This is a genomic window from Pseudomonas sp. GW821-FHT11G12, assembly GCF_058808055.1.
This window is the reverse complement of the sequence record NZ_JBXARH010000003.1, coordinates 1-21,613: the sequence shown is the minus strand read 5'-3', so window position 1 is coordinate 21,613 and position 21,613 is coordinate 1. Positions and strand designations below refer to the sequence as shown.

At 61.2% G+C, this 21,613-nt stretch carries 21 protein-coding genes; 8 read left to right on the top strand and 13 right to left on the bottom strand.

The window, feature by feature from the left end:
- Nucleotides 1-18: 18 nt before the first annotated feature.
- Complete coding sequence (locus tag AC1RR7_RS11470) at nucleotides 19-312, bottom strand: putative quinol monooxygenase (protein WP_096819697.1); 294 nt, start codon at nucleotides 310-312, stop codon at nucleotides 19-21.
- Between the two features lie 116 nt (nucleotides 313-428).
- Here AC1RR7_RS11470 and vimR point away from each other — a divergent pair, with 116 nt between their 5' ends.
- The 3 genes from vimR to AC1RR7_RS11455 all read left to right on the top strand — a co-directional run bounded on the left by vimR (nucleotide 429) and on the right by AC1RR7_RS11455 (nucleotide 3,905).
- Complete coding sequence (vimR, locus tag AC1RR7_RS11465) at nucleotides 429-1,358, top strand: transcription regulator VimR (protein ID WP_273535436.1); 930 nt, start codon at nucleotides 429-431, stop codon at nucleotides 1,356-1,358.
- A 306-nt stretch (nucleotides 1,359-1,664) separates the two neighbouring features.
- A complete protein-coding gene (locus AC1RR7_RS11460; protein ID WP_096819695.1) occupies nucleotides 1,665-2,399 on the top strand; it encodes an ArsR/SmtB family transcription factor in 735 nt (244 codons plus the stop codon).
- Nucleotides 2,400-2,525: 126 nt separating this feature from the next.
- Entirely contained in the window at nucleotides 2,526-3,905 is a 1,380-nt protein-coding gene (locus AC1RR7_RS11455; protein WP_493157457.1) for an MFS transporter, read from the top strand.
- A gap of 49 nt (nucleotides 3,906-3,954) precedes the next feature.
- On the opposite strand, the gene AC1RR7_RS11450 is transcribed toward AC1RR7_RS11455, so the two are convergent.
- The 3 genes from AC1RR7_RS11450 to AC1RR7_RS11440 form a co-directional block, all read right to left on the bottom strand.
- On the bottom strand, nucleotides 3,955-4,908 hold the full coding sequence (locus tag AC1RR7_RS11450) for an adenosine deaminase (protein WP_011332312.1): 954 nt from the start codon (nucleotides 4,906-4,908) through the stop codon (nucleotides 3,955-3,957).
- An 80-nt stretch (nucleotides 4,909-4,988) separates the two neighbouring features.
- Nucleotides 4,989-5,954: a 2-oxoglutarate and iron-dependent oxygenase domain-containing protein gene (locus tag AC1RR7_RS11445; protein WP_493157456.1), complete on the bottom strand. Its 966-nt coding sequence runs from the start codon at nucleotides 5,952-5,954 to the stop codon at nucleotides 4,989-4,991.
- A gap of 175 nt (nucleotides 5,955-6,129) precedes the next feature.
- Nucleotides 6,130-7,203, bottom strand: a complete 1,074-nt coding sequence (locus AC1RR7_RS11440; RefSeq protein WP_102622759.1) for a BMP family ABC transporter substrate-binding protein — start codon at nucleotides 7,201-7,203, stop codon at nucleotides 6,130-6,132.
- Between the two features lie 285 nt (nucleotides 7,204-7,488).
- Between AC1RR7_RS11440 and AC1RR7_RS11435 the strand changes: the two genes are divergently transcribed.
- Nucleotides 7,489-8,580 carry a calcium:cation antiporter gene (locus AC1RR7_RS11435; RefSeq protein WP_102622760.1) on the top strand — a complete coding sequence of 364 codons (1,092 nt, stop codon included), beginning with the start codon at nucleotides 7,489-7,491 and terminating at the stop codon, nucleotides 8,578-8,580.
- A gap of 121 nt (nucleotides 8,581-8,701) precedes the next feature.
- Here AC1RR7_RS11435 and AC1RR7_RS11430 read toward each other — a convergent pair whose 3' ends face one another.
- The 3 genes from AC1RR7_RS11430 to AC1RR7_RS11420 form a co-directional block, all read right to left on the bottom strand.
- Nucleotides 8,702-10,060 (bottom strand): 8-oxoguanine deaminase, encoded by a 1,359-nt coding sequence (locus AC1RR7_RS11430; RefSeq protein WP_102622761.1) that lies wholly within the window; start codon nucleotides 10,058-10,060, stop codon nucleotides 8,702-8,704.
- Nucleotides 10,061-10,243: 183 nt separating this feature from the next.
- A complete protein-coding gene (locus tag AC1RR7_RS11425; protein WP_493157762.1) occupies nucleotides 10,244-10,930 on the bottom strand; it encodes an SDR family oxidoreductase in 687 nt (228 codons plus the stop codon).
- Nucleotides 10,931-10,966: 36 nt separating this feature from the next.
- Entirely contained in the window at nucleotides 10,967-11,317 is a 351-nt protein-coding gene (locus AC1RR7_RS11420; protein ID WP_096819687.1) for a MerR family transcriptional regulator, read from the bottom strand.
- A gap of 83 nt (nucleotides 11,318-11,400) precedes the next feature.
- Between AC1RR7_RS11420 and AC1RR7_RS11415 the strand changes: the two genes are divergently transcribed.
- Nucleotides 11,401-11,817, top strand: coding sequence for a hypothetical protein (locus AC1RR7_RS11415; RefSeq protein WP_096819686.1), 417 nt, complete (start codon nucleotides 11,401-11,403; stop codon nucleotides 11,815-11,817).
- Here AC1RR7_RS11415 and AC1RR7_RS11410 read toward each other — a convergent pair.
- From AC1RR7_RS11410 to AC1RR7_RS11385, 6 genes are all read right to left on the bottom strand, one after another.
- Nucleotides 11,814-12,740 carry an ABC transporter permease gene (locus tag AC1RR7_RS11410; protein ID WP_493091164.1) on the bottom strand — a complete coding sequence of 309 codons (927 nt, stop codon included), beginning with the start codon at nucleotides 12,738-12,740 and terminating at the stop codon, nucleotides 11,814-11,816. The genes AC1RR7_RS11415 and AC1RR7_RS11410 overlap by 4 nt on opposite strands.
- Entirely contained in the window at nucleotides 12,740-13,846 is a 1,107-nt protein-coding gene (locus AC1RR7_RS11405; RefSeq protein WP_273535458.1) for an ABC transporter permease, read from the bottom strand. The genes AC1RR7_RS11410 and AC1RR7_RS11405 overlap by 1 nt, the downstream gene beginning before the upstream one ends.
- Before the next feature lie 11 nt (nucleotides 13,847-13,857).
- A complete protein-coding gene (locus AC1RR7_RS11400; RefSeq protein ID WP_493157452.1) occupies nucleotides 13,858-15,408 on the bottom strand; it encodes an ABC transporter ATP-binding protein in 1,551 nt (516 codons plus the stop codon).
- Nucleotides 15,409-15,945: 537 nt separating this feature from the next.
- The gene (locus AC1RR7_RS11395; RefSeq protein WP_493157450.1) at nucleotides 15,946-16,527 is read right to left on the bottom strand and encodes an IMPACT family protein; all 582 of its coding nucleotides are present in this window, start codon (nucleotides 16,525-16,527) and stop codon (nucleotides 15,946-15,948) included.
- A gap of 8 nt (nucleotides 16,528-16,535) precedes the next feature.
- Nucleotides 16,536-17,186 (bottom strand): TetR/AcrR family transcriptional regulator, encoded by a 651-nt coding sequence (locus AC1RR7_RS11390; protein ID WP_102622766.1) that lies wholly within the window; start codon nucleotides 17,184-17,186, stop codon nucleotides 16,536-16,538.
- A 95-nt stretch (nucleotides 17,187-17,281) separates the two neighbouring features.
- The gene (locus tag AC1RR7_RS11385; RefSeq protein ID WP_192559700.1) at nucleotides 17,282-18,202 is read right to left on the bottom strand and encodes a LysR family transcriptional regulator; all 921 of its coding nucleotides are present in this window, start codon (nucleotides 18,200-18,202) and stop codon (nucleotides 17,282-17,284) included.
- 139 nt (nucleotides 18,203-18,341) lie between these two features.
- Here AC1RR7_RS11385 and aptA point away from each other — a divergent pair, with 139 nt between their 5' ends.
- From aptA to AC1RR7_RS11370, 3 genes are all read left to right on the top strand, one after another.
- Nucleotides 18,342-19,691, top strand: coding sequence for an omega-aminotransferase AptA (gene aptA, locus AC1RR7_RS11380; RefSeq protein ID WP_096819679.1), 1,350 nt, complete (start codon nucleotides 18,342-18,344; stop codon nucleotides 19,689-19,691).
- Nucleotides 19,692-19,767: 76 nt separating this feature from the next.
- Entirely contained in the window at nucleotides 19,768-21,261 is a 1,494-nt protein-coding gene (locus AC1RR7_RS11375; protein ID WP_096819678.1) for a CoA-acylating methylmalonate-semialdehyde dehydrogenase, read from the top strand.
- A 160-nt stretch (nucleotides 21,262-21,421) separates the two neighbouring features.
- A complete protein-coding gene (locus AC1RR7_RS11370; RefSeq protein WP_493157448.1) occupies nucleotides 21,422-21,601 on the top strand; it encodes a hypothetical protein in 180 nt (59 codons plus the stop codon).
- Nucleotides 21,602-21,613 lie beyond the last annotated feature (12 nt).

Here is a 21,613-nt window from a genome sequence, read left to right as displayed (position 1 = left end):
GATGCTTGAAGGAAGGATTCAGGCGATGGCGCGCAGGCGCTTGAGCTCGAAGTGTTCGAGGAAGCCTGCGGCCTGCGCCCGGAAATGCTGGATATGCGCACTGTCGTCGTGGGCCTGCAGGGCTTCGTCACTGGCCCACTGCTCGATCATGTAGAAGGCCAGCGGGTTGGCCAGGTCCTGGTGCAGGTCGTATTGGCCGCAACCGGCTTCCGCGCGGGTCGGTTCGATCAATGCGCGCAGATGTTGTTCGAGGGCGTCCTGCTGGCCAGGTTTGGCGATCAGGGTGGCGATGGCGGTGAAGGGCTGGGACATGTTCGACTCCGGAACGGGATGAATTCGATGGGAGGCATGATTGGCTATTTCTACGCGAGATAAAACCGGCTAAAAGAGCAGTCTCTTTCAATATTTTTTTGATAATCGAGGCTGAAATGCTGCGTTTCGATGACTTGCAGTTGTTTGTCCGGGCGGCGGATCTGGGCAGCCTGTCGGCGGCGGCCCGGGTGATGGACATGTCCGCCGCCGTGGCCAGCGCGGCGCTCAAGCGTATCGAACAACAACTCGGGGCACGGTTGCTGGCGCGTTCCACCCGCAGTTTGCGCCTGACCTCCGAGGGCGAAGGCTTCCTCGAATACGCCCGGGCGGCGCTGAGCAACCTGGATGAAGGCCGTCGTCTGCTGGCCAGCGGTCAGGACCAGGTCAGCGGGATTCTGCAACTGTCGGCACCGTCGGATTTCGGCCGCAACCTGCTGTTGCCGTGGCTTGATGCGTTTCAGCGTGAACACCCGAAATTGACGGTGCGTCTGCTGTTGGGCGACCGCATCGCCGATCTGTTTCGCCAACCGGTGGACATCGCCCTGCGTTATGGCGAACCGGAGGATTCCAGTCTGGTCGCATTGCCCATCGCTGCGCAGAACCGGCGGGTGCTGTGTGCCTCTCCCGGCTATCTGGCGAAACACGGCGAGCCGACTCAACTGGAACAGCTCGCGCAGCACAATTGCCTGCTGTACATGCTGGGCAGTCGGGTGCATGACCACTGGAGTTTTCATGACGGCAAACGCGAAGTCAGCCTGACCGTCAGTGGCGACCGCTTCAGCGATGACGCCGACGTGGTGCGGTTATGGGCCGTCGCGGGGGCGGGCATCGCCTACAAATCCTGGCTGGATGTGGCCGACGATGTGCTCGCCGGGCGATTGAAAGTGCTGTTGCCCGGCCTGCTCTGCGAGCGGGCTCCGCTGAATCTGCTGTGCGCCCATCGCGCACAATTGAGTAAGCCGGTGAACCTTCTGAGGGAGATGCTCGCCAGCCGTTGCGCCGAACTGAGTAGCCGATTTCCCGTTTTTCCGCAGGTTGATCATTAGTCGCAGGTAAATAGCGAAATTTCTGTCAGGAACAATCACCAGCCGTACCCGCTCCGGCGCAGGACGCCGCGAGCAACCCGCTTATACTAGCGACCGCCTGAAGCCTGCACCGGCACGCGGGAACAGGCTCGCTCGGACCGGCACTGACCGGGCAGCGGTGAGGGTTGCATCAATTACTGCGAATGCCGGGTGGCAGTGTGTTGCCTTGCCTCGGATCAAGGCGTTTTGCGCGGCTTGGCCGACGACTGATTACTGGTCAAGATGTCTCTGAGCAGTAGACGATACGATTCAACAGGGAGTGAATACATGGAACATGCACCTTGCATCAGCCAGATCGCCACGTTGCTGGCCGATCCCAAACGCAGCGCAATGATGTGGGCGTTGATGGATGGCTCGGCCCGGCAGACCGAGGAACTGGCTCTGTTGGCGGGGCTGTCGCCCTCGTCGGCCAGCGCGCATCTGGGGCGCTTGTCCACGGGCGGTCTGTTGAAGGTCGAGGCTCGCGGGCGCAAGCGCTTCTTTCGCCTGGCGGCTCCGGAAGTCGGCGCGGCCATCGAGGCCCTGGCCAGCGCCACGCTTGCCAGCGCGCCGCGGGAGGTTCCCGACGTGTTCAAGCGCGCCACACCCATTGCCAGACCACAGGCCGCGCCGTCTTCCCTGCTGCGTGCGCGTTTTTGCGACGATCATCTGGGCGGTACGCTGGCGGCCGACCTGTACCAGCGCCTGCTCGATGCCGGCTGGATCGAACAGCTTGAACATCGGGTGGTAGTCACCCACAAGGGCTCGACACAGTTGGCCAGTCGCGGGGTCTTCATCCAGGCGCTGGCTCATCGCAATGTTCAGGTGGCTTGCGCGTGCCCGGACTGGAGCGAGCGACGCCCGCACATGGGCGGTTCGCTGGGGGCGGCGTTGTTGCAGCTGTTCATGCAGTCCGGCTGGTTGATGCTGCCCAACGATTCCCGCGCCCTGCAACTGACGGCGGCGGGGCAGCGGGAAATTCATCGATTCGCCCGGGAAACCGAGCTGGAAATGGCATTGTAGAGCGCTTCGCACCATTGTCCGGATGACTGGCGTCGCCTACGACTGCGAACAGGTCGCATCTGGCACAAAGGCTGAACGGCTATCGCGCACACTCGATCCGCAGACATTTCGGATGGAGGAGGTGGCATGGACACGGGAAACTTCAGCGCGGCAGATCGACTGGAACGCCTGCCGGTCAGCGGTTATCACCGGATCATATTCATCATCATCGCCCTGGCGTTTTTCTTCGACTCCATGGATCTGGCGATGATGACCTTCCTGCTCGGCTCGATCAAAACCGAATTCGGCCTGAGCAGCGCCGAAGCCGGGCTGCTCGCCAGTTCGAGTTTTTTCGGCATGGTGCTGGGCGCATCGCTGTCCGGACTGCTGGCTGATCGTTTCGGCCGTAAACCGGTGTTTCAGTGGAGCATCGTGTTGTGGGGTGTGGCCAGTTACCTGTGCTCTACGGCGCAAACGGTCGAGAGTCTGACCCTGTTCCGCATCCTGCTGGGGATCGGCATGGGCATGGAGTTTCCGATTGCCCAGTCGATGCTTTCGGAGCTGATACCGGCCAGGCGTCGCGGGCGCTACATCGCCTTGATGGACGGCTTCTGGCCGCTGGGTTTTGTTGCTGCCGGGGTGCTGTCGTATTTCCTGCTGCCGCTGATTGGCTGGCGCGACATCTTTCTGGTGTTGGCGGTGCCGGCGGTATTTGTATTGGCGATCCGCTTTTTTATTCCCGAGTCGCCACGCTGGCTGGAACAGGCGGGCAAGCATGACGCGGCGGACAAGGTGCTGTGCGCCATTGAGGACCGGGTGCGGGCGTCGCTCGGCGGGGCTGCGTTGCCGGAGCCGGTTCGCCTGCCTCGGGTGATCACGCCACCGGGCAACTTCCTTTCGGCCCTCCGCCAGATCTGGTCGCCGCTGTACCGCCAGCGCACGATGATGCTCTGGAGTCTGTGGTTCTTTGCATTGCTCGGGTTCTACGGACTGACGTCCTGGCTCAGCGCGTTGCTGCAACAGTCGGGGTTCGCGGTCACTCAGTCGGTGTATTACACGGTGCTGATTTCCCTCGGCGGGATACCCGGGTTTCTGATGGCGGCGTGGCTGGTGGAGCGCTGGGGGCGTAAACCGGTGTGCATCGTCACGTTGCTGGGCGGCGGGGTGATGGCGTTTCTGTACGGCCAGAGTGCGGTGTTCGGCGGCAATGTCGGGCTGCTGATCGGCTCGGGCCTGTTGATGCAGTTTTTCCTGTTCGGCATGTGGGCGGTGCTCTACACCTACACGCCGGAGTTGTACCCGACATCGGCACGTGCGACGGGCTCGGGTTTCGCCTCGGCCATCGGGCGCGTGGGTTCGCTGCTCGGGCCGCTGATCACCGGTCTGGTGTTCCCGATCACCGGGCAGGGCGGGGTATTTGCGTTGGGGGCGTTGTGCTTTGCGGTGGCGGCGGGGGTGGTGTGGCTGTTCGGGATGGAGACCCGGGGCAAGACGCTGGAAGAGTTGACTGAAGCGGTTGTGCGCTGAGACCTGAAAAGCCGTTCGAACACGGGCGTGTTCGAACGGCTTTGTGCTGTTACGGTTTTACCAACCGCGCATCCAGGCTGTTTTGTGCCAGGCGTTTGGCCTGATCCTGGGTCATGCCCAGATGTTCGTGCAAGGCATGGAAGTTTTCGGTGACATAACCCCCGAAGTACGCCGGGTCATCGGAGTTCACCGTGACCTTCACGCCGCGCTCGAGCATGTCGAGGATGTTGTGCTGGGACATGTGATCGAACACGCAGAGTTTGGTGTTCGACAGCGGGCACACGGTCAGCGGGATCTGCTCGTCGATGATCCGCTGCATCAGGCGCTCGTCTTCGATGGCGCGAACGCCATGGTCGATGCGCTGGATTTTCAGCAGGTCGATGGCTTCCCAGATGTACTCCGGCGGGCCTTCTTCGCCAGCATGGGCGACGGTCAGGAAGCCTTCGTGACGGGCACGGTCGAACACGCGCTGGAACTTGCTCGGCGGGTGACCCATCTCGGAACTGTCCAGGCCCACGGCGACGAATGCATCGCGGAACGGCAGTGCCTGGTCGAGGGTTTTCTGCGCTTCGTCTTCGCTCAGGTGGCGCAGGAAGCTCAGGATCAAACCGCTGGTGATGCCCAGTTGCTGCTCGCCATCCTTCAGCGCGGCGGCGATGCCGTTGAGCACCACTTCGAACGGGATGCCACGGTCGGTGTGGGTCTGCGGATCGAAGAACGGTTCGGTGTGGATCACGTTCTGTTCTTTGCAGCGCAGCAGGTAGGCCCAGGTCAGGTCGTAGAAATCCTGGGAAGTGCGCAGCACGTCGGCGCCCTGGTAATACAGGTCGAGGAATTCCTGCAGGTTGTTGAAGGCGTAAGCCTTGCGCAGTGTCTCGACGTCGCTCCACGGCAGGGCGATCTTGTTGCGTTCGGCCAGGGCGAACAGCAGCTCGGGCTCCAGCGAGCCTTCGAGGTGCAGGTGCAGTTCGGCCTTGGGCAGGGCGTTGAGCCAGTCGTACATATTCTTTTCTCATCAGGTGCAATGACGGCATTCTACAGATGCGCGCCGAAACAATTGGCAAAACCTGACCAACCGATCCATCACACCGCTTCCTGCTCTCGTCGGTAGGCGTAGGTATCGGCAAAACGTGACAGCAGGAATTCGGCGCAGGTGGTGGTCGGATATTTCGCTGGATGCTGGTCGTCCTGGCAACCGGGCAGGCATTCGATACGCGTGTCCGGATGCGGCTCGGCGAAGAACGGCATCGAATAGCGATCCACGCCGAGCGGGCTGATGACCCGGTGCGGGGTCGAGCGATAACGGTCGTTGCTCCAGCGCGCCATCATGTCGCCGAGGTTGACCACGAACGTGCCGTCGATGGGCGGTGCGTCGATCCACTGGCCTTTCACATTCTTGACCTGCAAGCCGCCAGCGGTGTCCTGATACAGCAGAGTGATACAGCCGTAATCGGTATGCGCACCGGCCCCCTGCTGTTCGGCGGAACTGGCGGTGTGGCGCGGCGGGTAATGGATCATCCGCAGCACGCTGACCGGCTCGTTGAAGCGCGTGTCGAAGAAGTCGCGCTCGATGCCCAGTGCCAGGGTCATGGCTCGCAGCAGGGTTTGCGCGAGGGCCTGCATGTCGAGGTAGTGCTGCTCCATCAGCGTTTCCCAGCCGGGAATGGCCGGATGACGGTTGGGGCCACGCAAGGGTTTTGCTGCCAGCACCTCGGGATGATCGGCCGGCAGGTGCAGGCCCATGTCGAAGGTTTCCTTGAGGTCGCTGGGTTTGTCCGGGTCGAGCTGCTCGGTGGCGATGGCGCCGTAGCCGCGGTGATGGACAGTCTGGGTGATGTCGATCTTGAGTTTTTCTTCTGCCGGTTGCGCAAAGAAGCGCTGTGCGTGATCGAGCAGGGATTCGATTCGCTGCGCAGAAATCGGGTGACCCTTGATGTAGAAGAAGCCCCATTCGCGGCAGGCGTGGTCGATCTGTTCGGCGACGGCGGACCAAGCGTTCTGGTCGTCGGAGTAGAGCGGGCTGATGTCGATGATTGGAAGCTGATCCATACAAAATCCTTGAAAGGTAAAAGGGGGATCGTTCCCACGTCGAGGCGTCGAACCGTCCGCGTGGGAGTGCCTCAATGGACGCTCCGCGTCCGCTTTGGCAGGGACGCGGAGCGTCCCGGGCTGCATTCCCACGCAGAGCGTGGGAACGATCAGGGTCAGGTCGGCGTCAGGTGGATTACTTCGGCATCTCGGCCTTCATGCCTTCGACGTAGTAGTTCATCGACGCCAGTTCCACATTGGTCGCGCTGACCCCCGCCGGGATTTTCTCGACCCCGGCCTGATCCTTGATCGGCCCGGTGAACGGTTGCAAGGTGCCGCTCTTGATGTCCGCGATGATCTGCTCGGCTTCGGCCTTCACCGGCGCCGGCACCAGATCGCTGATCGGCAGTTCGACCGTGCCTTCCTTCAACCCGCCCCAGTAGTCCTGGGATTTCCAGTTGTGATCGATCACGCTCTGGGTCGCCTGAATGTAGTGCGGTGCCCAGTCGTTGACGATCGAGGTCAGCACCGCTTTCGGGCCGAAGTGCGCCATGTCGGAAGCGTAGCCCACGGCATAGACGCCACGCCGTTCGGCGGCCTGGATCGGCGCCGGGCTGTCGGTGTGCTGGAACACCACGTCCACGCCCTGGTCGATCAGCGCGTTGGCGGCGTCGGCCTCTTTACCCGGATCGAACCACGAATTGACCCACACCACTTTGATTTCGGTGCCGGGGTTGTACTTGTTCAGGGCCAGCTGGATGGCGTTGATGTCGCGGATCACTTCCGGGATCGGGAACGAGGCGACATAGCCAATCTTCTTGGTCTTGGTCATCTTCGCCGCGAGGAAACCACCGACGTAACGGCCCTCGTAGGTGCGCGCCAGATAGGTGCCGAGGTTCTTGTCCTGCTTGTAGCCGGTGGCGTGTTCGAAGGTCACCTTGGGAAACTGTTTGGCGACTTTCACCGTCGGGTTCATGTAGCCGAAAGACGTGGTGAAGATCAGGTCGTAGTTGTCCTTGGCCATGTTGCGGATCACCCGCTCGGCATCGGCACCTTCGGCGACGTTCTCCACGTAGTTGGTGGTGATCTGCGTGCCGAGTTTTTCCGCCAGCGCCTTGCGCCCCTGTTCATGCTGATACGTCCAGCCGTGGTCGCCGATGGGGCCGATGTAGACGAAGCCGACTTTCAGTGGATCGGCGGCACTGGCGCCCAGGCTGAGGCCAAGGCCCATGGCGATGCACAGCAGTGTTTGCAGCGGACGTTTTTGCATGAACGCGAACTCCCTTTTGTTGGTGTGGGGAGGGCAATGCAAAAGGCTGACCAAGCGGACAACAAATCGAGTCGAAATCGCGACGAGGCCTTCGCGAGCAAGCACGCTCCCACAAAAACGCCGCGATCCCTGTGGGAGCGGGCTTGCTCGCGAAGAGGCCGCAAAGGCCAATAAAAGTGCAGGCGTAGATAAAGCTGCCATCCACTGGTGCGCTAAGGTGTAACGAACTATTAGCGCCGCCCCGCAGTCAGTCACTCATTCGTCCCCAGCGCCCGCAGGCCCGCCATGCTCACGATCCTCAAGCAAGAAAGCTTTCTGCTGCTGGCCCTGATCGCCGCTCTCGTGGCCTATCCGCTGGAACACTGGTTGCTGCACAGTGGCCAGGTCGTCGCCTTGACCGGCGGGCTGGTATTGATCGCGTTTATCGTCGCCGCCTCGATGCGCGTCGCCCATCAGGCCGAATTGCTCGCGGAAAAAGTCGGCGACCCTTACGGCACGATGATCCTGACCCTCGCCGCCGTGCTGGTTGAAGTGGTGATCCTGGCGATCATGATGAGCAACGAAGCCTCGCCGACGCTGGTGCGCGACACGATCTATTCGGCGGTCATGCTCGACATCAACGGCATCCTCGGTCTCGCCGCATTGATGGGCGGGATCAAGCATGGCGAGCAGTCCTACAACGATGATTCGGCCCGCAGTTACAGCGTGATGATTCTCACCGCCATGGGTGTGTCGATGGTGGTACCGGAGTTCATTCCCGAGGCCGACTGGAAAATCTATTCGGCGTTCACCATCGGCGCGATGGTGGTGCTTTATACGTTGTTCCTGCGCATGCAGGTCGGCCCGCACAGCTACTTTTTCAGCTACAGCTACCCGGATAAACGCCGCAAGAAAGAGCCGGTGGAGCAGGAGCCGAAACCGGTCAGCCTGGCGCTGTCGATCGGCATTCTGGTGTTCGGTGTGGTGGTGATCGGCGCACTGGCCGAGGTGATGTCCAAGACCCTCGATCTGGGCCTGGAAGGGACGGGCGCACCGCCGGTGATCACGGCGATTCTGGTGGCGGCGATTTCGGCGGCGCCGGAGATCCTGACCGCGTTGCGCGCGGCGCTGGCCAATCGCATGCAGTCGGTGGTCAACATTGCGATGGGCGCGTCGTTGTCGACAGTGATCCTGACGGTGCCGGTGATGGAAGCGATGGCGCTCTACACCGGTCAGCCGTTTCAGATGGCGATGACCCCGGTGCAGACCGTGATGATCTTCATCACGCTGATCGTCAGCGCGATCAACCTCAATGACGGGGAGACCAATGCCATTGAGGGCATGACCCATTTTGTGTTGTTTGCGACGTTCATCATGTTGTCGCTGCTGGGGTTGTGATTGATCGTTCCCACGCTCTGCGTGGGAATGCCGCAAAGGACGCTCCGCGTCCTACGCTGGGACGCAGAGCGTCCCGGTATGCATTCCCACGCGGAGCGTGGGAACGATCAGAGGGGGGAGATCAGGTGCCGGCGATCAACTGCCGAGCCGCCTGGCTGTGATCGGCAATCAGGCCTTTGAGGTCCAGCCCCTCAACCTGCCCGTCAACCACGCGCCACTTGCCGCCGACCATCACGCGATCCGCGCGGTCCGCGCCGCACAACAGCAATGCCGAAATCGGGTCATGACTGCCGGAGAAGCGCAGTTCATCCAGCTTGAACAACGCCAGGTCCGCCTGCTTGCCGACCGCCAGTTCGCCGATGTCGGTACGACCCAACAGACTCGCCGAGCCCTTGGTCGCCCAACCCAGCACGCGTTCCGGGGTGATCTTCTCGGCGCCATAACGCAGGCGCTGGATGTACAGGGCCTGGCGGGCTTCGAGGATCATGTTCGACGCATCGTTGGACGCCGAACCATCCACACCGAGACCGAACAATGCGCCGGCATCGGTCAGGTCGATGCTCGGGCAGATGCCGGACGCCAGACGCATGTTCGAGCTCGGGCAATGGCAGATACCGGTGCCGGCCGCGCCGAGGCGGGCGATTTCGTCGGGGTTGAAGTGGATGCCGTGGGCCAGCCACGTGCGCGGGCCGAGCCAGCCGACGCTGTCCAGATAATCCACGGTGCGCAGGCCGAAGCGTTGCAGGCAGAAATCCTCTTCGTCGAGGGTTTCGGCGAGGTGAGTGTGCAGGCGCACATCGAGTTTGTTTGCCAGCTCGGCGCTGGCGGACATGATTTCCGGGGTCACCGAGAACGGCGAGCACGGCGCCAGAGCGATCTGGATTTGCGCACCGTCGCCACGTTCGTGGTACTCGTGAATCAGGCGCTGGCTGTCGTCGAGAATCACCTGGCCTTCCTGCACGGTCTGCTGCGGAGGCAGGCCGCCGTCCTTCTCGCCGAGGCTCATCGAACCACGGGTGAGCATGGCGCGCATACCCAGTTCACGCACGGTTTCGACTTGCACGTCGATGGCGTTTTCCAGGCCATCCGGGAACAGGTAGTGGTGATCGGCGGCGGTGGTGCAACCCGACAACAACAGTTCGGCCAGCGCGACTTTGGTGGCAAGGGCGAGCTTTTCCGGGGTCAGGCGTGCCCAGACCGGGTACAGGGTTTTCAGCCACGGGAACAACGGCTGATTGACCACCGGCGCCCAGGCGCGGGTCAGGGTCTGATAGAAGTGGTGATGGGTGTTGATCAGGCCCGGCAGGATCACGTGCTCACGGGCGTCGAACACTTCATTGCACGGGGCGGAAGGTCGCTGGCCGGCGCCGAGCACTTCGGTAATCACACCGTCTTGCAGCACCAGACCGCCACGGGCGTCGAGACCGTTGGCCGTGAAAATGGCGAGGGGATTTTTTAACCAGATACGGGTCGCAGGCATTGTGGCCGGCTCCTCTGAAAGTTGGGTTCAGGGTTGCCAGCTCAGTGTTGCCCTGTCTGCTGATCCAGGGTCGCCGCGAAGGACGAGGTGCGGAGTTTCGAACAAAATGTTGCGACGGGCAAGCCCAACCCGACCAGACACCGGGATAACCCTGTGGGAGTGAGCCCCCACAGGGTCCAGTGTTTACCAGGGAATGGTTTCACCCTTGTAGTTCACAAAGTGATGGCCGCCCTTGCCGGCAAACGCGTCCACCTGATCCACCAGGCCGCGGGTGCTGGTGTCGACGTCAATGTCGGCGCCTTCGCCGCCCATGTCGGTTTTCACCCAGCCCGGATGCAGCGACAGCACAGTCAGTTTCTGATCGCCCAACTGAGTGACGAAGCTGTTGGTCATCGAGTTCAGCGCCGCTTTGCTGGCCTTGTACAGCGCCAGTTCCGGCGCGTCGGGCATGGTCACGCTGCCGAGCACCGAACTCATGAACGCCAGCACGCCGCTGCCGTCGCGAATCTGCCCGACAAAACGCTGGGCCAAGTTGATCGGCGCCACGGCGTTGGTGAAGAACAACTGACCGACTTCTGCCAGCGTCGCGCCGCCCGGGGTCTGCACTTCAGGGCCTTTGACCCCGGCATTGACGAACAGCAGGTCGAAGGTCTCGCCCTTGAGTTGCTGGCTCAGGGCTATCACGGCTTGCTGGTCGTCCATGTCGAGTTTTTCGACTTGCACGTTGCCCAGTGCTTTCAGCGCCTCGGCGTTCGCAGGATTGCGAACCGTGGCGGTAACTTGCCAGCCGTCGGTCAGCAGGGTTTTCACCAGACCCAGGCCCAGGCCCCGGGAGGCGCCGATGATCAGTGCGTGCTTGGCAGGATTCAGTGCGGACATGATTGGCTTTCCTTGAAAGTTGAAAGATCACGGGTTCAATGGACAACGTTGACCGAGCCGATGCTGCAATTCCTGGCGCAGCTCACCGAGTTCAGCCATGCGGGTTTCGACCAGCTTGAGTTTGTCTTGCAGCAGTTGCGTGACGGTGGTGTCGGGGTTTGGCGATTGCCACAACGCGCCAACGCTGCTGCCGATCTCGCCAAGGGTAAAGCCCAGACGCTGCGCCGTTTTGATGTAGAGCACCAGTTGCACCATTTCCGGCGGATAGTCGCGATAACCGTTGGCGCTGCGTTGCGCCGCAATCAATCCGCGCTCCTCGTAGAAACGCAGCGTGTCACGGCTGACATCGCAGGTCTGGGCTAACTCACCGATGCGCATCTTGCAGGTCTCGAAAGTGTTTGACCCTGGAGCATACTCCAGGCTTTACCGTGATTGCTCCCTGAATTTTCGGAGCAAGGATGATGTGGACTTCAACGCAGTATCGACAGTTGGTGCGCGGCAGTGCCTGGTATGACTTGATCGTGACAGTGGCGTTTGTCACGCCATGGAGTTTTGCTGTGTTGCATGGGTTGTTGACGGCGTTGAGTCAGGCGCTGGAATTGCCCGGTGAGTTGCCGGCGTTCGAACCTGCGCATCTGTTGATGGCGAATCTGTTCGGTTCTGTGGTGTGCATGTGGTCGGTGCTGCGGATTCGTGATCCGCAGCCGGTTTATGGGCGCTATGACGCGGTGACGCGATTTCTGTTCGCGGCGTGGATGACGTATGCCCTGGCCCACGGCGCCAGTTCGTTGGTGGTGGGTTTCCTGGTTCTCGAAGTGGCGTGGGGCATTGCTCAGGCGTTGCCTGTTCGGTCGCTGTCGCGGGCCGTCACGGCTTAATGTCCGGCCTGCCACGGCTGTCCCAGTGATACCGGCGCGTACAACCGTGTACGCACCGCATCCCGCGACAACAACACCAGCACCAGAATGGTCGCGACGTACGGCAGCATCGCCAGCAGGCTTGAAGGAATCGCCAGCCCCAACCCCTGCGCCACCAGGTGCAGGATGCTGGCGAGTCCGAACAGATACGCGCCGAGCAAAAGCCGCCACACCCGCCAACTGGCGAACACCACCAGCGCGAGCGCAATCCAGCCACGCCCGGCGGTCATGTTCTCGGCCCACATCGGTGTGTACGCCAGCGACAGATAAGCCCCGGCCAGTCCGGCCATCGCTCCGCCGAACAACACCGCCAGTGTGCGCACGGTCAGCACCGGCAAGCCCATGGCACTCGCGGCGTCCGGGTTTTCGCCGACCGCCTGGATGATCAGCCCGACACGGCTTTTCACGATCACCCAGGCCACCAGTGCAAACAGCGCGAACGACAGGTACACCAGCAGATCCTGGGCAAACAGCATGCGGCCGATCAGCGGGATGTCACTCAAGAATGGAATCGCCAGCGGCTCGAAACCGGCCAGCGGTTTGCCGACCCACGCCGCGCCGACAAAGGTCGACAGGCCCACACCAAAAATCGTCAGCGCCAGCCCGGTCGCCACCTGATTGGCGTTGAACACCAGCGCCACCAGGGCAAACAGCGACGACAACAGCATCCCGGCAAGCATCGCCAACACCACGCCCAGCCACAGGTTGCCGCTGTTGAACGCGACGATGAAACCGATCACCGCACCAAACAGCATCATCCCTTCCTGCCCGAGGTTGAGCACGCCGCTCTTTTCGCAGATCAGTTCACCCAGCGCCACCAGCAGCAGCGGTGTGCCGCAACGCACCATGGCGTAGAAAACATTGCTCAGCAGATCGATATCCATCACAGCGCTCCAGCGGTTACGGCGGTGGTTGAGGTGCGCCGCACCCAGCGCAGGTTCAGACGGGGTCGGTAGAGGATCAGCACGTCACAGGCCAGCAGGAAAAACAGCATCATTCCCTGAAACAACTGGGTGATCGCCTGCGGCAGGTTCAGCGTCATCTGCGCGCTCTCGCCGCCGATGTACAGCAGCGCCATCAACAGGCTGGAAAACAGAATGCCGAGGGGATTGAGCCTGCCGAGAAACGCCACGGTGATCGCCGCATAGCCGTAGCCCGGCGAGACCTGCGGCACCAGTTGCCCGATCGGTCCGGTGACTTCGCAGACCCCGGCAAGTCCCGCCAATCCTCCGCTGATCAGCAGTGCGAGCCAGATCAGACGCTTCTCGCGAAACCCGGCAAATCCTGCCGCGCGTTTATCCAGCCCGAGCACTTTGATCTGGAAGCCGACAAAGCTTTTCTGCAACAACACCCACACCGCCACCAGCGCGAGCAGGGCGAAATACACCCCGGCGTGAACCCGACCATCCTCCATCAACAGCGGCAAGCGGCTGGCGTCGCCAAACATCGCCGACTCGGGAAAGTTGTACCCGGCCGGGTCCTTCAACGGCCCGTGGACGCAGAACAGCAGCAGGTTCAGCGCGATGTAATTGAGCATGATGCTGGTGAGGATTTCGTTGGCATTGAAGCGCGTGCGCAACCAGGCGGTTAGCCCGGCCCACGCGGCGCCGGCGAACGTGCCGGTGAGCAGGATCAGCACCAAGGCCCAACGGCTCTGCATATCGATGATGTTCACCGCCAGCGCACTGCCGGCCAACGCACCGAGCAACAATTGACCTTCGGCGCCGATGTTCCAGATTCGCGCCTGATAGGCCACCGCCAGACCGAGGGCACAGAGCAGGATCGGCAACGCCTTGACCAATAATTCGGAGACGCCATACAAGTCGCTGACCGGCGCGATCAGCAAGGTGTGCAAGGTTTGCAGCGGATCATGACCGAGGGCGATGAACAGCAGCGAGCCACAACCGAGGGTCAGCACCGCCGCCAACAGCGGCGAGCACCACAGCATCAGGCGCGATTGCCGGCCACGGGGTTCAAGGGAAAGCAGCATGGGAAACTCCGTTAAACCGTGGCGGGTTGTGGTTGAGGGCTGTGGAACTGGCCGGCCATCCAGCCACCGACATCGCTGATTCGGGTTTGCACCGTGTCTTGCAGCGCCGACATCCGCCCGCCGCAGAGCGCGCCGAGGCGGTCGCTGATCTGGAACAGTTCGTCGAGGTCTTCGGAAATCACCAGGATCGCCGCGCCGGCGTCGCGCAGGGCGATCAGGGCGCGATGGATCACGGCCGCCGCGCCGACGTCCACGCCCCAGGTCGGGTGCGCCGCGATCAGCAGTTTCGGTTGCTGAAGAATTTCCCGACCGAGGATGAATTTCTGCAGGTTGCCGCCGGACAGGCTGCGGGCGCTGGTTTGGGTGTCCGGGGTTTTCACGCCGAAGCGCTGGATGATCAACTCGGCGAGGGATTCGACTTTGTTGCGCTCGATCAACCCGTGGCTGACCAGCCCTTGTTGAAAGGCTGTGAGCAGGGCGTTGTCTGCCAGGCTCAACTCCGGGACCGCGCCGTGCCCGAGGCGTTCGGCGGGGACGAAAGCCAGGCCGAGTTTGCGTCGCGCCTCCGGACGTAGATCGGCGACGGCGCGTTCTCGGAAACAGATGGTTTGCGCTGCATCGCGGGGCAGGATTTGCTCGCCGCTCAGCAGTGCCAGCAATTCATCCTGACCGTTGCCCGCCACACCGGCGATGCCGACGATTTCACCGCTGCGTACTTGCAAGTCGATGTCGATCAACGAACAGCCGAACGGATCGGGGTTGTGCCAGTTCAATCCGCTGACCTGCAAAAATGTCGCGCCGCCACTGGCTTTCGGATACTCGCTGATCAATGCCGCCGACTCGCCGACCATCAGTTGCGCCAACTCTCGGTCGGAACATTCGGCCGGTACGCATTGCCCGGCCACCCGGCCGCTGCGCAGAACCGTGGCGCTGTGGCACAAGGCACGCACCTCGCCGAGTTTGTGGCTGATGAACAGAATGCTGCAGCCCTCGGCCGCGAGCCGGCGCAGGGTGATGAACAGTTCCTCGGCCTCCTGCGGCGTGAGCACTGAAGTCGGTTCGTCGAGAATCAGCAGGCGAATGTCCTGCATCAGGCAACGGACGATCTCCACTCGCTGGCGTTCGCCGATCGACAGGCTGTGGACAAGTCGCTCCGGTTCCAGCGCCATGCCGTAACGGCGGGACACCTCACGGATTTTCGGTTCAAGCTGTTTCGGCGTCCCGGCCGCCGGGCCCATCGCCAGCGCAATGTTCTGCGCCACGGTCAGGGTTTCGAACAGCGAGAAATGCTGGAACACCATGCCGATGCCCAACTGCCGGGCCTGGGCCGGGTTGCGCATGTTCACCGGTTGCCCTTGCCAGAGCATTTCACCCGAGTCGGCCTGGGTGACGCCGTAGATGATCTTCATCAGCGTGCTTTTACCCGCGCCGTTTTCACCCAGCAGGGCGTGGATTTCACCGGGGGCGATGCTCAGATCGATGGCATCGTTGGCCAGACAACCGGGATAACGTTTGCTGATGCGGCGCAGTTGCAGGCGCGGGGTGGGCGTGGCGTTGGGCATGACAGGCTCGGCTTGCTTGGAGTTGTGCCTGTGGATAAAGCAATTTCCTGGCCATTGAGTCAGGAACCCGTCAGCCCCTTGCCCGGCGACCCTTTGCGTAGAGCATCGAATGCAAAATTGCCCGGATGGGCAGCACCAATTGAGCGCAAAGCCGTTGATCAGGCTCCAGTTTTGTTCGTGAAAATCTGGTTAAAAAACGAGCAATCCCGCCGGAGTCAAGCAGCACCTGCGGCTAAGGGAGTCATGAACGGGTTATCCACAGGTTGCTCCACAGTATTTGTGCGCAATCGGAAAACCTTGGCATAAGCGCATCGGTGCTATCTCCCAATGGCGATAAACAGATCTAACTGATTGTTTTTTCTTGGAATTAAACTTTTTTCACGTGGTTTGGGCGAAAAGTGAACAAAACGCGCAAAGCCACGTGACAGAAGGGTTACAGCGGTGTGTGCTCAGGTTATCCACAGTCGGGTGCACAGCTGATGTGGGCAACTCGGTGGAATAAGCGAATCGTGTCGTGCCCCGAAATATTGCAGGTGTTCAGCGCTGGAGCAGGATGCGTCCACGGCTGAGATCCGCCAGTTGGTTTTGCAGCAACGGGATCTGCGCTTCCCCCACTGCCAACTGTAATTCGACACCGTTGGCGGTGAAGTTTTCCTCCACCACCAGACCGCCGAGATCCGCCACTCGCAATTTCACCAGCGCCAGCTCGGAAAACCCGCAGGCACAACGCAGGGGCACACGGCTGATCAGTTCGACTTTCGCCGCAGCTTGCAGGCACTTGTTGGCCCCGCCGCCATAGGCCCGGGCCAATCCGCCGGTGCCCAGTTGAATGCCGCCGTACCAGCGGATCACCAGTACTGCGACCTGATCGCAATCCTGCGCTTCGATGGCCGCGAGAATCGGCCGTCCGGCCGTACCGCCCGGTTCGCCGTCGTCGTTGCTACGGTACTGATCACCGAGTTTCCAGGCCCAGCAATTGTGCGACGCGTTCAAGTCGCTGTGCTGCTCGATGAAGGTTTGCGCCTCGGCAGGGCTGCCGATCGGTGCGGCGAAGGTGATGAAACGGCTTTTGCGAATCTCTTCGCGAAATTCGCAGAAGCCGCTGAGGGTGAATGGCATAAAACGACTTATATAGAAGAAGTGAGGCCGCAGCCTTTGAGGATGATGCGGATCAGGTTGGTGCCGGCGTCGTCCATGTCCTGTTTGGTCAATTTGCTGCGACCGGTCACTCGGCAGATCTGTGTGGCGAAGTCGGCGTAATGCTGCGTACTGCCCCACAAGAGGAAGATCAGGTGCACCGGATCCACCGGGTCCATCTTGCCGGCATCGATCCACGCCTGGAACACCGCGGCCCGGCCCTGGAACCAGGCGCGGTAGTCCTGGTTGAAATACTCGGTCAGGCATTCACCGCCGCTGATCACTTCCATCGCAAAGATCCGCGACGCTTGCGGCTGACGGCGGGAAAACTCCATTTTCGCGCGGATGTAGCGGGTCAGGGCTTCGGCCGGATCGTCCTCGGCGGTCAGGGTGTTGAAGGTGCTGTCCCACAGCTCGAGGATGTTGCTCAGCACCGCCACGTACAACCCGAGCTTGTTGGTGAAGTAGTAATGCAGATTCGCCTTGGGTAACCCGGCCTTGGTGGCGATGGTGTTCATGCTGGTGCCTTTGAATCCGTGACGGGCGAACTCGTCTTCGGCGGCTTTGATGATGGTCTCTTCGTTCTTCTGACGAATGCGGCTGGCAGGTTTGCCGCCGTGAGCGGGGACTTCAAAGGTCATAGGCACTTCCGGGTTTGTCTGTGGGGTGCAACCAGTTGCGTTGATAGCGCAACCATCGGCCTGCGACAAGCCCCGGGCGAATAAAACCCCGGTCGTCAGCGCGTGGCGGCGAGGCTTTCGAGAAAGCTTTCCAGCACCAGATGCGGACGCCGGCCTTTGCGGGTGACCGAGGCGAGGCTCAAATCATAGAAACGCGTGTTGGCCTTGAGCGCGCGCAGCCGCCCCTGTTGCACCCAGAGGCTGGCGTAATGATCCGGCAGATAGCCGATGTAACGCCCGGTCAGAATCAGGAATGCCATGCCCTCCCGGTCGGAAGCGCTGGCGGTGCAATTGAGGGCCTGATAGTGCGCCTGGATCTCCGCCGGCAAACGGAAGGTCGGGGCGATGGCGTCCTGGCTGTTCAGGCGTTCGTCGTCCAGCTGTTTGTCATCGACATAAAACAACGGATGGCCGACCGCGCAATAAAGCAGCGAGCGTTCGCTGTACAGCGGCTGATATTCCAGTCCCGACAGCGCACTGGCCTGCGGCACCACGCCGACATGCAGGCGACCGTCGAGCACACCTTGTTCGACTTCATTGGGGGCGATCATGCGGATCTGGATCTGCACGTCCGGCCCGCGCTCTTTCAACTGTGCGAGCGCGTGGGTGATGCGCATGTGGGGCAGGGTGACGAGGTTGTCGGTCAGACCGATGATCAGCTCGCCGCGCAAGTGCTGGTGCAGGCCGTTGACCTCGGTGCGGAAACTTTCCAGCGCACTTAAAAGCTGCAGCGCCGATTGATAGACCTCGCGACCTTCTTCGGTCAGGGAGAAACCGGCGCGCCCGCGCTGGCACAGACGCAGGCCCAGGCGTTGTTCGAGATCGCTCATTTGCTGGCTGATCGCCGAGCGACCGATGCCGAGCACGGTTTCCGCTGCGGAGAAGCCGCCGCACTCGACCACACTGCGAAAAATCCGTAGCAGGCGAATGTCAAAGTCACTGACCTGGGCCAGTGGATCGGGGCGGCGGCTGCTCATGCTGTTGTTCTCATTGTTTAGCAGGGTTCTAACTGAAGGTTAGAAAAGTTGGATTTCACCGACTTTATCCCCGTGGCAATTTAGCTGCAACAACGCTTTCTATCTCCCTGAAGCTTATTGCCCTGCGAGGTTTTGCCCGATGAACATGCCTGAAAACGCGTCGTCGCCACTGGCCAGCCAACTGAAGCTGGACGCGCACTGGATGCCGTACACCGCCAACCGCAACTTCCAGCGCGACCCGCGTCTGATCGTCGGTGCCGAAGGCAGCTGGCTGATCGACGACAAGGGCCGCAAGGTGTACGACTCGCTGTCCGGTCTGTGGACCTGCGGCGCCGGGCATACCCGCAAGGAAATCCAGGAAGCGGTGGCCAAACAGTTGGGCACCCTCGATTACTCGCCGGGCTTCCAGTACGGTCACCCGCTGTCGTTCCAGCTGGCCGAGAAAATCACCGAGCTGACTCCGGGCAACCTGAATCACGTGTTCTTCACTGACTCCGGTTCCGAGTGCGCCGATACCGCGGTGAAAATGGTCCGCGCCTACTGGCGCCTGAAAGGCCAGTCGACCAAGACCAAAATGATCGGCCGCGCCCGTGGCTACCACGGTGTGAACATCGCCGGCACCAGCCTCGGCGGCGTCAACGGTAACCGCAAGCTGTTCGGTCAGGCGATGATGGATGTCGATCACTTGCCGCACACGTTGCTGGCGAGCAATGCCTTCTCCCGTGGCATGCCGGAGCAGGGTGGTATCGCCCTGGCCGATGAGCTGCTGAAGCTGATCGAACTGCACGATGCTTCGAACATTGCTGCGGTGTTCGTTGAGCCTCTGGCCGGTTCCGCTGGCGTGCTGGTTCCACCACAGGGCTACCTCAAGCGCCTGCGTGAAATCTGCGATCAGCACAGCATCCTGCTGGTGTTCGACGAAGTGATCACCGGTTTCGGCCGTACCGGCAACATGTTTGGTGCCGACACCTTTGGCGTGACCCCGGACCTGATGTGCATCGCCAAGCAAGTCACCAACGGCGCGATCCCGATGGGCGCGGTGATTGCCAGCTCCGAGATCTACCAGACCTTCATGAACCAGCCGACCCCGGAATACGCGGTGGAATTCCCGCACGGCTACACCTACTCGGCGCACCCGGTGGCTTGCGCCGCTGGCCTGGCGGCACTCGACCTGCTGCAAAAGGAAAACCTGGTGCAGAGCGTGGCTGAAGTTGCACCGCATTTCGAAAATGCCCTGCATGGTCTGAAAGGTGCGAAGAACGTCATCGACATCCGCAACTACGGCCTGGCCGGTGCGATCCAGATCGCGGGCCGTGACGGCGACGCTATCGTGCGTCCGTTCGAAGCCGGTATGGCGTTGTGGAAAGCCGGGTTCTACGTGCGCTTCGGCGGCGACACCCTGCAGTTCGGCCCTACCTTCAACAGCAAACCGCAAGACCTCGATCGTCTGTTCGACGCGGTCGGCGAGGTGCTGAACAAGCTCGACTGATTTTTCCTTCTATATATACCTACAAAAACGGGCACTCCATGGCGGGTGCCCGTGGACAAGAATTCAGGAGTTTTCGATGAGCGTTATCCCGCATTTGATCAATGGCGAACTGGTGACCGAGAACGGTCGCGCAGTAGATGTGTTCAACCCTTCCACCGGTCAGGCTATCCACAAGCTGCCGCTGGCCAGCCGCGAAACCATCCAGCACGCCATCGATGCCGCCAAGGCTGCGTTCCCGGCCTGGCGCAACACGCCACCGGCCAAACGCGCCCAGGTGATGTTCCGCTTCAAGCAGCTGCTGGAGCAGAACGAAGCGCGCATCTCGCAATTGATCAGTGAAGAACATGGCAAGACGCTGGAAGATGCTGCCGGTGAACTGAAGCGTGGTATCGAGAACGTCGAGTTCGCCTGCGCAGCGCCGGAAATTCTCAAGGGCGAGTACAGCCGCAACGTCGGCCCGAACATCGATGCCTGGTCTGACTTCCAGCCGCTGGGCGTGGTGGCCGGCATCACGCCGTTCAACTTCCCGGCGATGGTGCCGCTGTGGATGTATCCGCTGGCGATCGTTTGCGGTAACTGCTTCATCCTCAAACCGTCCGAGCGTGATCCAAGCTCGACCCTGCTGATCGCTCAACTGCTGCTGGAAGCCGGTCTGCCGAAAGGCGTGCTGAGTGTCGTGCACGGTGACAAGACTGCGGTGGACGCGCTGATCGAAGCGCCGGAAGTCAAAGCGCTGAGCTTCGTGGGTTCGACGCCGATTGCCGAATACATCTATTCCGAAGGCACCAAGCGTGGCAAACGCGTGCAGGCTCTGGGCGGCGCGAAGAACCACGCAGTACTGATGCCGGATGCGGATCTGGACAACGCGGTCAGCGCATTGATGGGCGCGGCTTACGGTTCCTGCGGCGAGCGCTGCATGGCGATTTCGGTGGCCGTGTGTGTGGGCGACCAGGTAGCCGACGCACTGGTGGCCAAACTGGTTCCACAGATCAAGGCGCTGAAAATCGGTGCCGGTACTTCGTGTGGTCTGGACATGGGGCCGCTGGTCACCGGTCAGGCGCGCGACAAGGTCAGCGGTTATGTCGAAGACGGCGTGGCGGCGGGCGCGACCCTGGTGGTCGATGGTCGTGGTCTGAGCGTGCCAGGTCATGAGGAAGGCTTCTTCCTGGGTGGCTGCCTGTTCGACAACGTCACCCCTGAGATGCGCATCTATAAAGAAGAGATCTTCGGGCCGGTGCTGTGCGTCGTTCGGGTGAACAGCCTGGAAGAGGCAATGCAACTGATCAACGATCACGAATACGGCAACGGCACCTGCATCTTCACCCGTGACGGTGAGGCGGCACGTCTGTTCTGTGACGAGATTGAAGTCGGCATGGTCGGTGTCAATGTACCGCTGCCAGTGCCGGTGGCTTACCACAGCTTCGGCGGCTGGAAGCGCTCGCTGTTCGGCGACCTGCATGCCTATGGTCCGGATGGCGTGCGCTTCTACACCCGTCGCAAGGCGATCACCCAGCGCTGGCCGCAGCGTGCGAGCCATGAGGCTTCGCAATTCGCTTTCCCTAGCTTGTAAGTAGAAGGGCAATGCAAAGAAGGCCGACCTTTTAAGGTCGGCCTTTGCGTTTCAGGGCTTTTTTGACCGATATGACAGATTTATGAAAATAGAGGTTGACGGCAGATTTTGGAGGCCTATAATTCGCCCCACTTCCGGCACAGTCGAAACGGAAAACTCCTTGAAACTCAATGAGTTACGCAGTTTTCGGCAGCGGCTTGCTTCAGATCATCGAAGCCTGGAAGGAGTTGAAAGAGTGGTGATGTTTGGCTCTTTTGACGTTTCGATCTTCTCGATCGAAAGCGGAGAAAAAGAGGTGTTGACAGCAGCGTGTAACGCTGTAGAATTCGCCTCCCGCTAACGAGAGATCGGA

What these genes read in the sequence shown, in the direction of transcription:
- AC1RR7_RS11470 (WP_096819697.1), bottom strand. Translation starts at nt 312, where the DNA reads ATGTCCCAGCCCTTCACCGCCATCGCCACCCTGATCGCCAAACCTGGC.
- vimR (WP_273535436.1), top strand. Translation starts at nt 429, where the DNA reads ATGCTGCGTTTCGATGACTTGCAGTTGTTTGTCCGGGCGGCGGATCTG.
- AC1RR7_RS11460 (WP_096819695.1), top strand. Translation starts at nt 1,665, where the DNA reads ATGGAACATGCACCTTGCATCAGCCAGATCGCCACGTTGCTGGCCGAT.
- AC1RR7_RS11455 (WP_493157457.1), top strand. Translation starts at nt 2,526, where the DNA reads ATGGACACGGGAAACTTCAGCGCGGCAGATCGACTGGAACGCCTGCCG.
- AC1RR7_RS11450 (WP_011332312.1), bottom strand. Translation starts at nt 4,908, where the DNA reads ATGTACGACTGGCTCAACGCCCTGCCCAAGGCCGAACTGCACCTGCAC.
- AC1RR7_RS11445 (WP_493157456.1), bottom strand. Translation starts at nt 5,954, where the DNA reads ATGGATCAGCTTCCAATCATCGACATCAGCCCGCTCTACTCCGACGAC.
- AC1RR7_RS11440 (WP_102622759.1), bottom strand. Translation starts at nt 7,203, where the DNA reads ATGCAAAAACGTCCGCTGCAAACACTGCTGTGCATCGCCATGGGCCTT.
- AC1RR7_RS11435 (WP_102622760.1), top strand. Translation starts at nt 7,489, where the DNA reads ATGCTCACGATCCTCAAGCAAGAAAGCTTTCTGCTGCTGGCCCTGATC.
- AC1RR7_RS11430 (WP_102622761.1), bottom strand. Translation starts at nt 10,060, where the DNA reads ATGCCTGCGACCCGTATCTGGTTAAAAAATCCCCTCGCCATTTTCACG.
- AC1RR7_RS11420 (WP_096819687.1), bottom strand. Translation starts at nt 11,317, where the DNA reads ATGCGCATCGGTGAGTTAGCCCAGACCTGCGATGTCAGCCGTGACACG.
- AC1RR7_RS11415 (WP_096819686.1), top strand. Translation starts at nt 11,401, where the DNA reads ATGTGGACTTCAACGCAGTATCGACAGTTGGTGCGCGGCAGTGCCTGG.
- AC1RR7_RS11410 (WP_493091164.1), bottom strand. Translation starts at nt 12,740, where the DNA reads ATGGATATCGATCTGCTGAGCAATGTTTTCTACGCCATGGTGCGTTGC.
- AC1RR7_RS11405 (WP_273535458.1), bottom strand. Translation starts at nt 13,846, where the DNA reads ATGCTGCTTTCCCTTGAACCCCGTGGCCGGCAATCGCGCCTGATGCTG.
- AC1RR7_RS11400 (WP_493157452.1), bottom strand. Translation starts at nt 15,408, where the DNA reads ATGCCCAACGCCACGCCCACCCCGCGCCTGCAACTGCGCCGCATCAGC.
- AC1RR7_RS11395 (WP_493157450.1), bottom strand. Translation starts at nt 16,527, where the DNA reads ATGCCATTCACCCTCAGCGGCTTCTGCGAATTTCGCGAAGAGATTCGC.
- AC1RR7_RS11390 (WP_102622766.1), bottom strand. Translation starts at nt 17,186, where the DNA reads ATGACCTTTGAAGTCCCCGCTCACGGCGGCAAACCTGCCAGCCGCATT.
- AC1RR7_RS11385 (WP_192559700.1), bottom strand. Translation starts at nt 18,202, where the DNA reads ATGAGCAGCCGCCGCCCCGATCCACTGGCCCAGGTCAGTGACTTTGAC.
- aptA (WP_096819679.1), top strand. Translation starts at nt 18,342, where the DNA reads ATGAACATGCCTGAAAACGCGTCGTCGCCACTGGCCAGCCAACTGAAG.
- AC1RR7_RS11375 (WP_096819678.1), top strand. Translation starts at nt 19,768, where the DNA reads ATGAGCGTTATCCCGCATTTGATCAATGGCGAACTGGTGACCGAGAAC.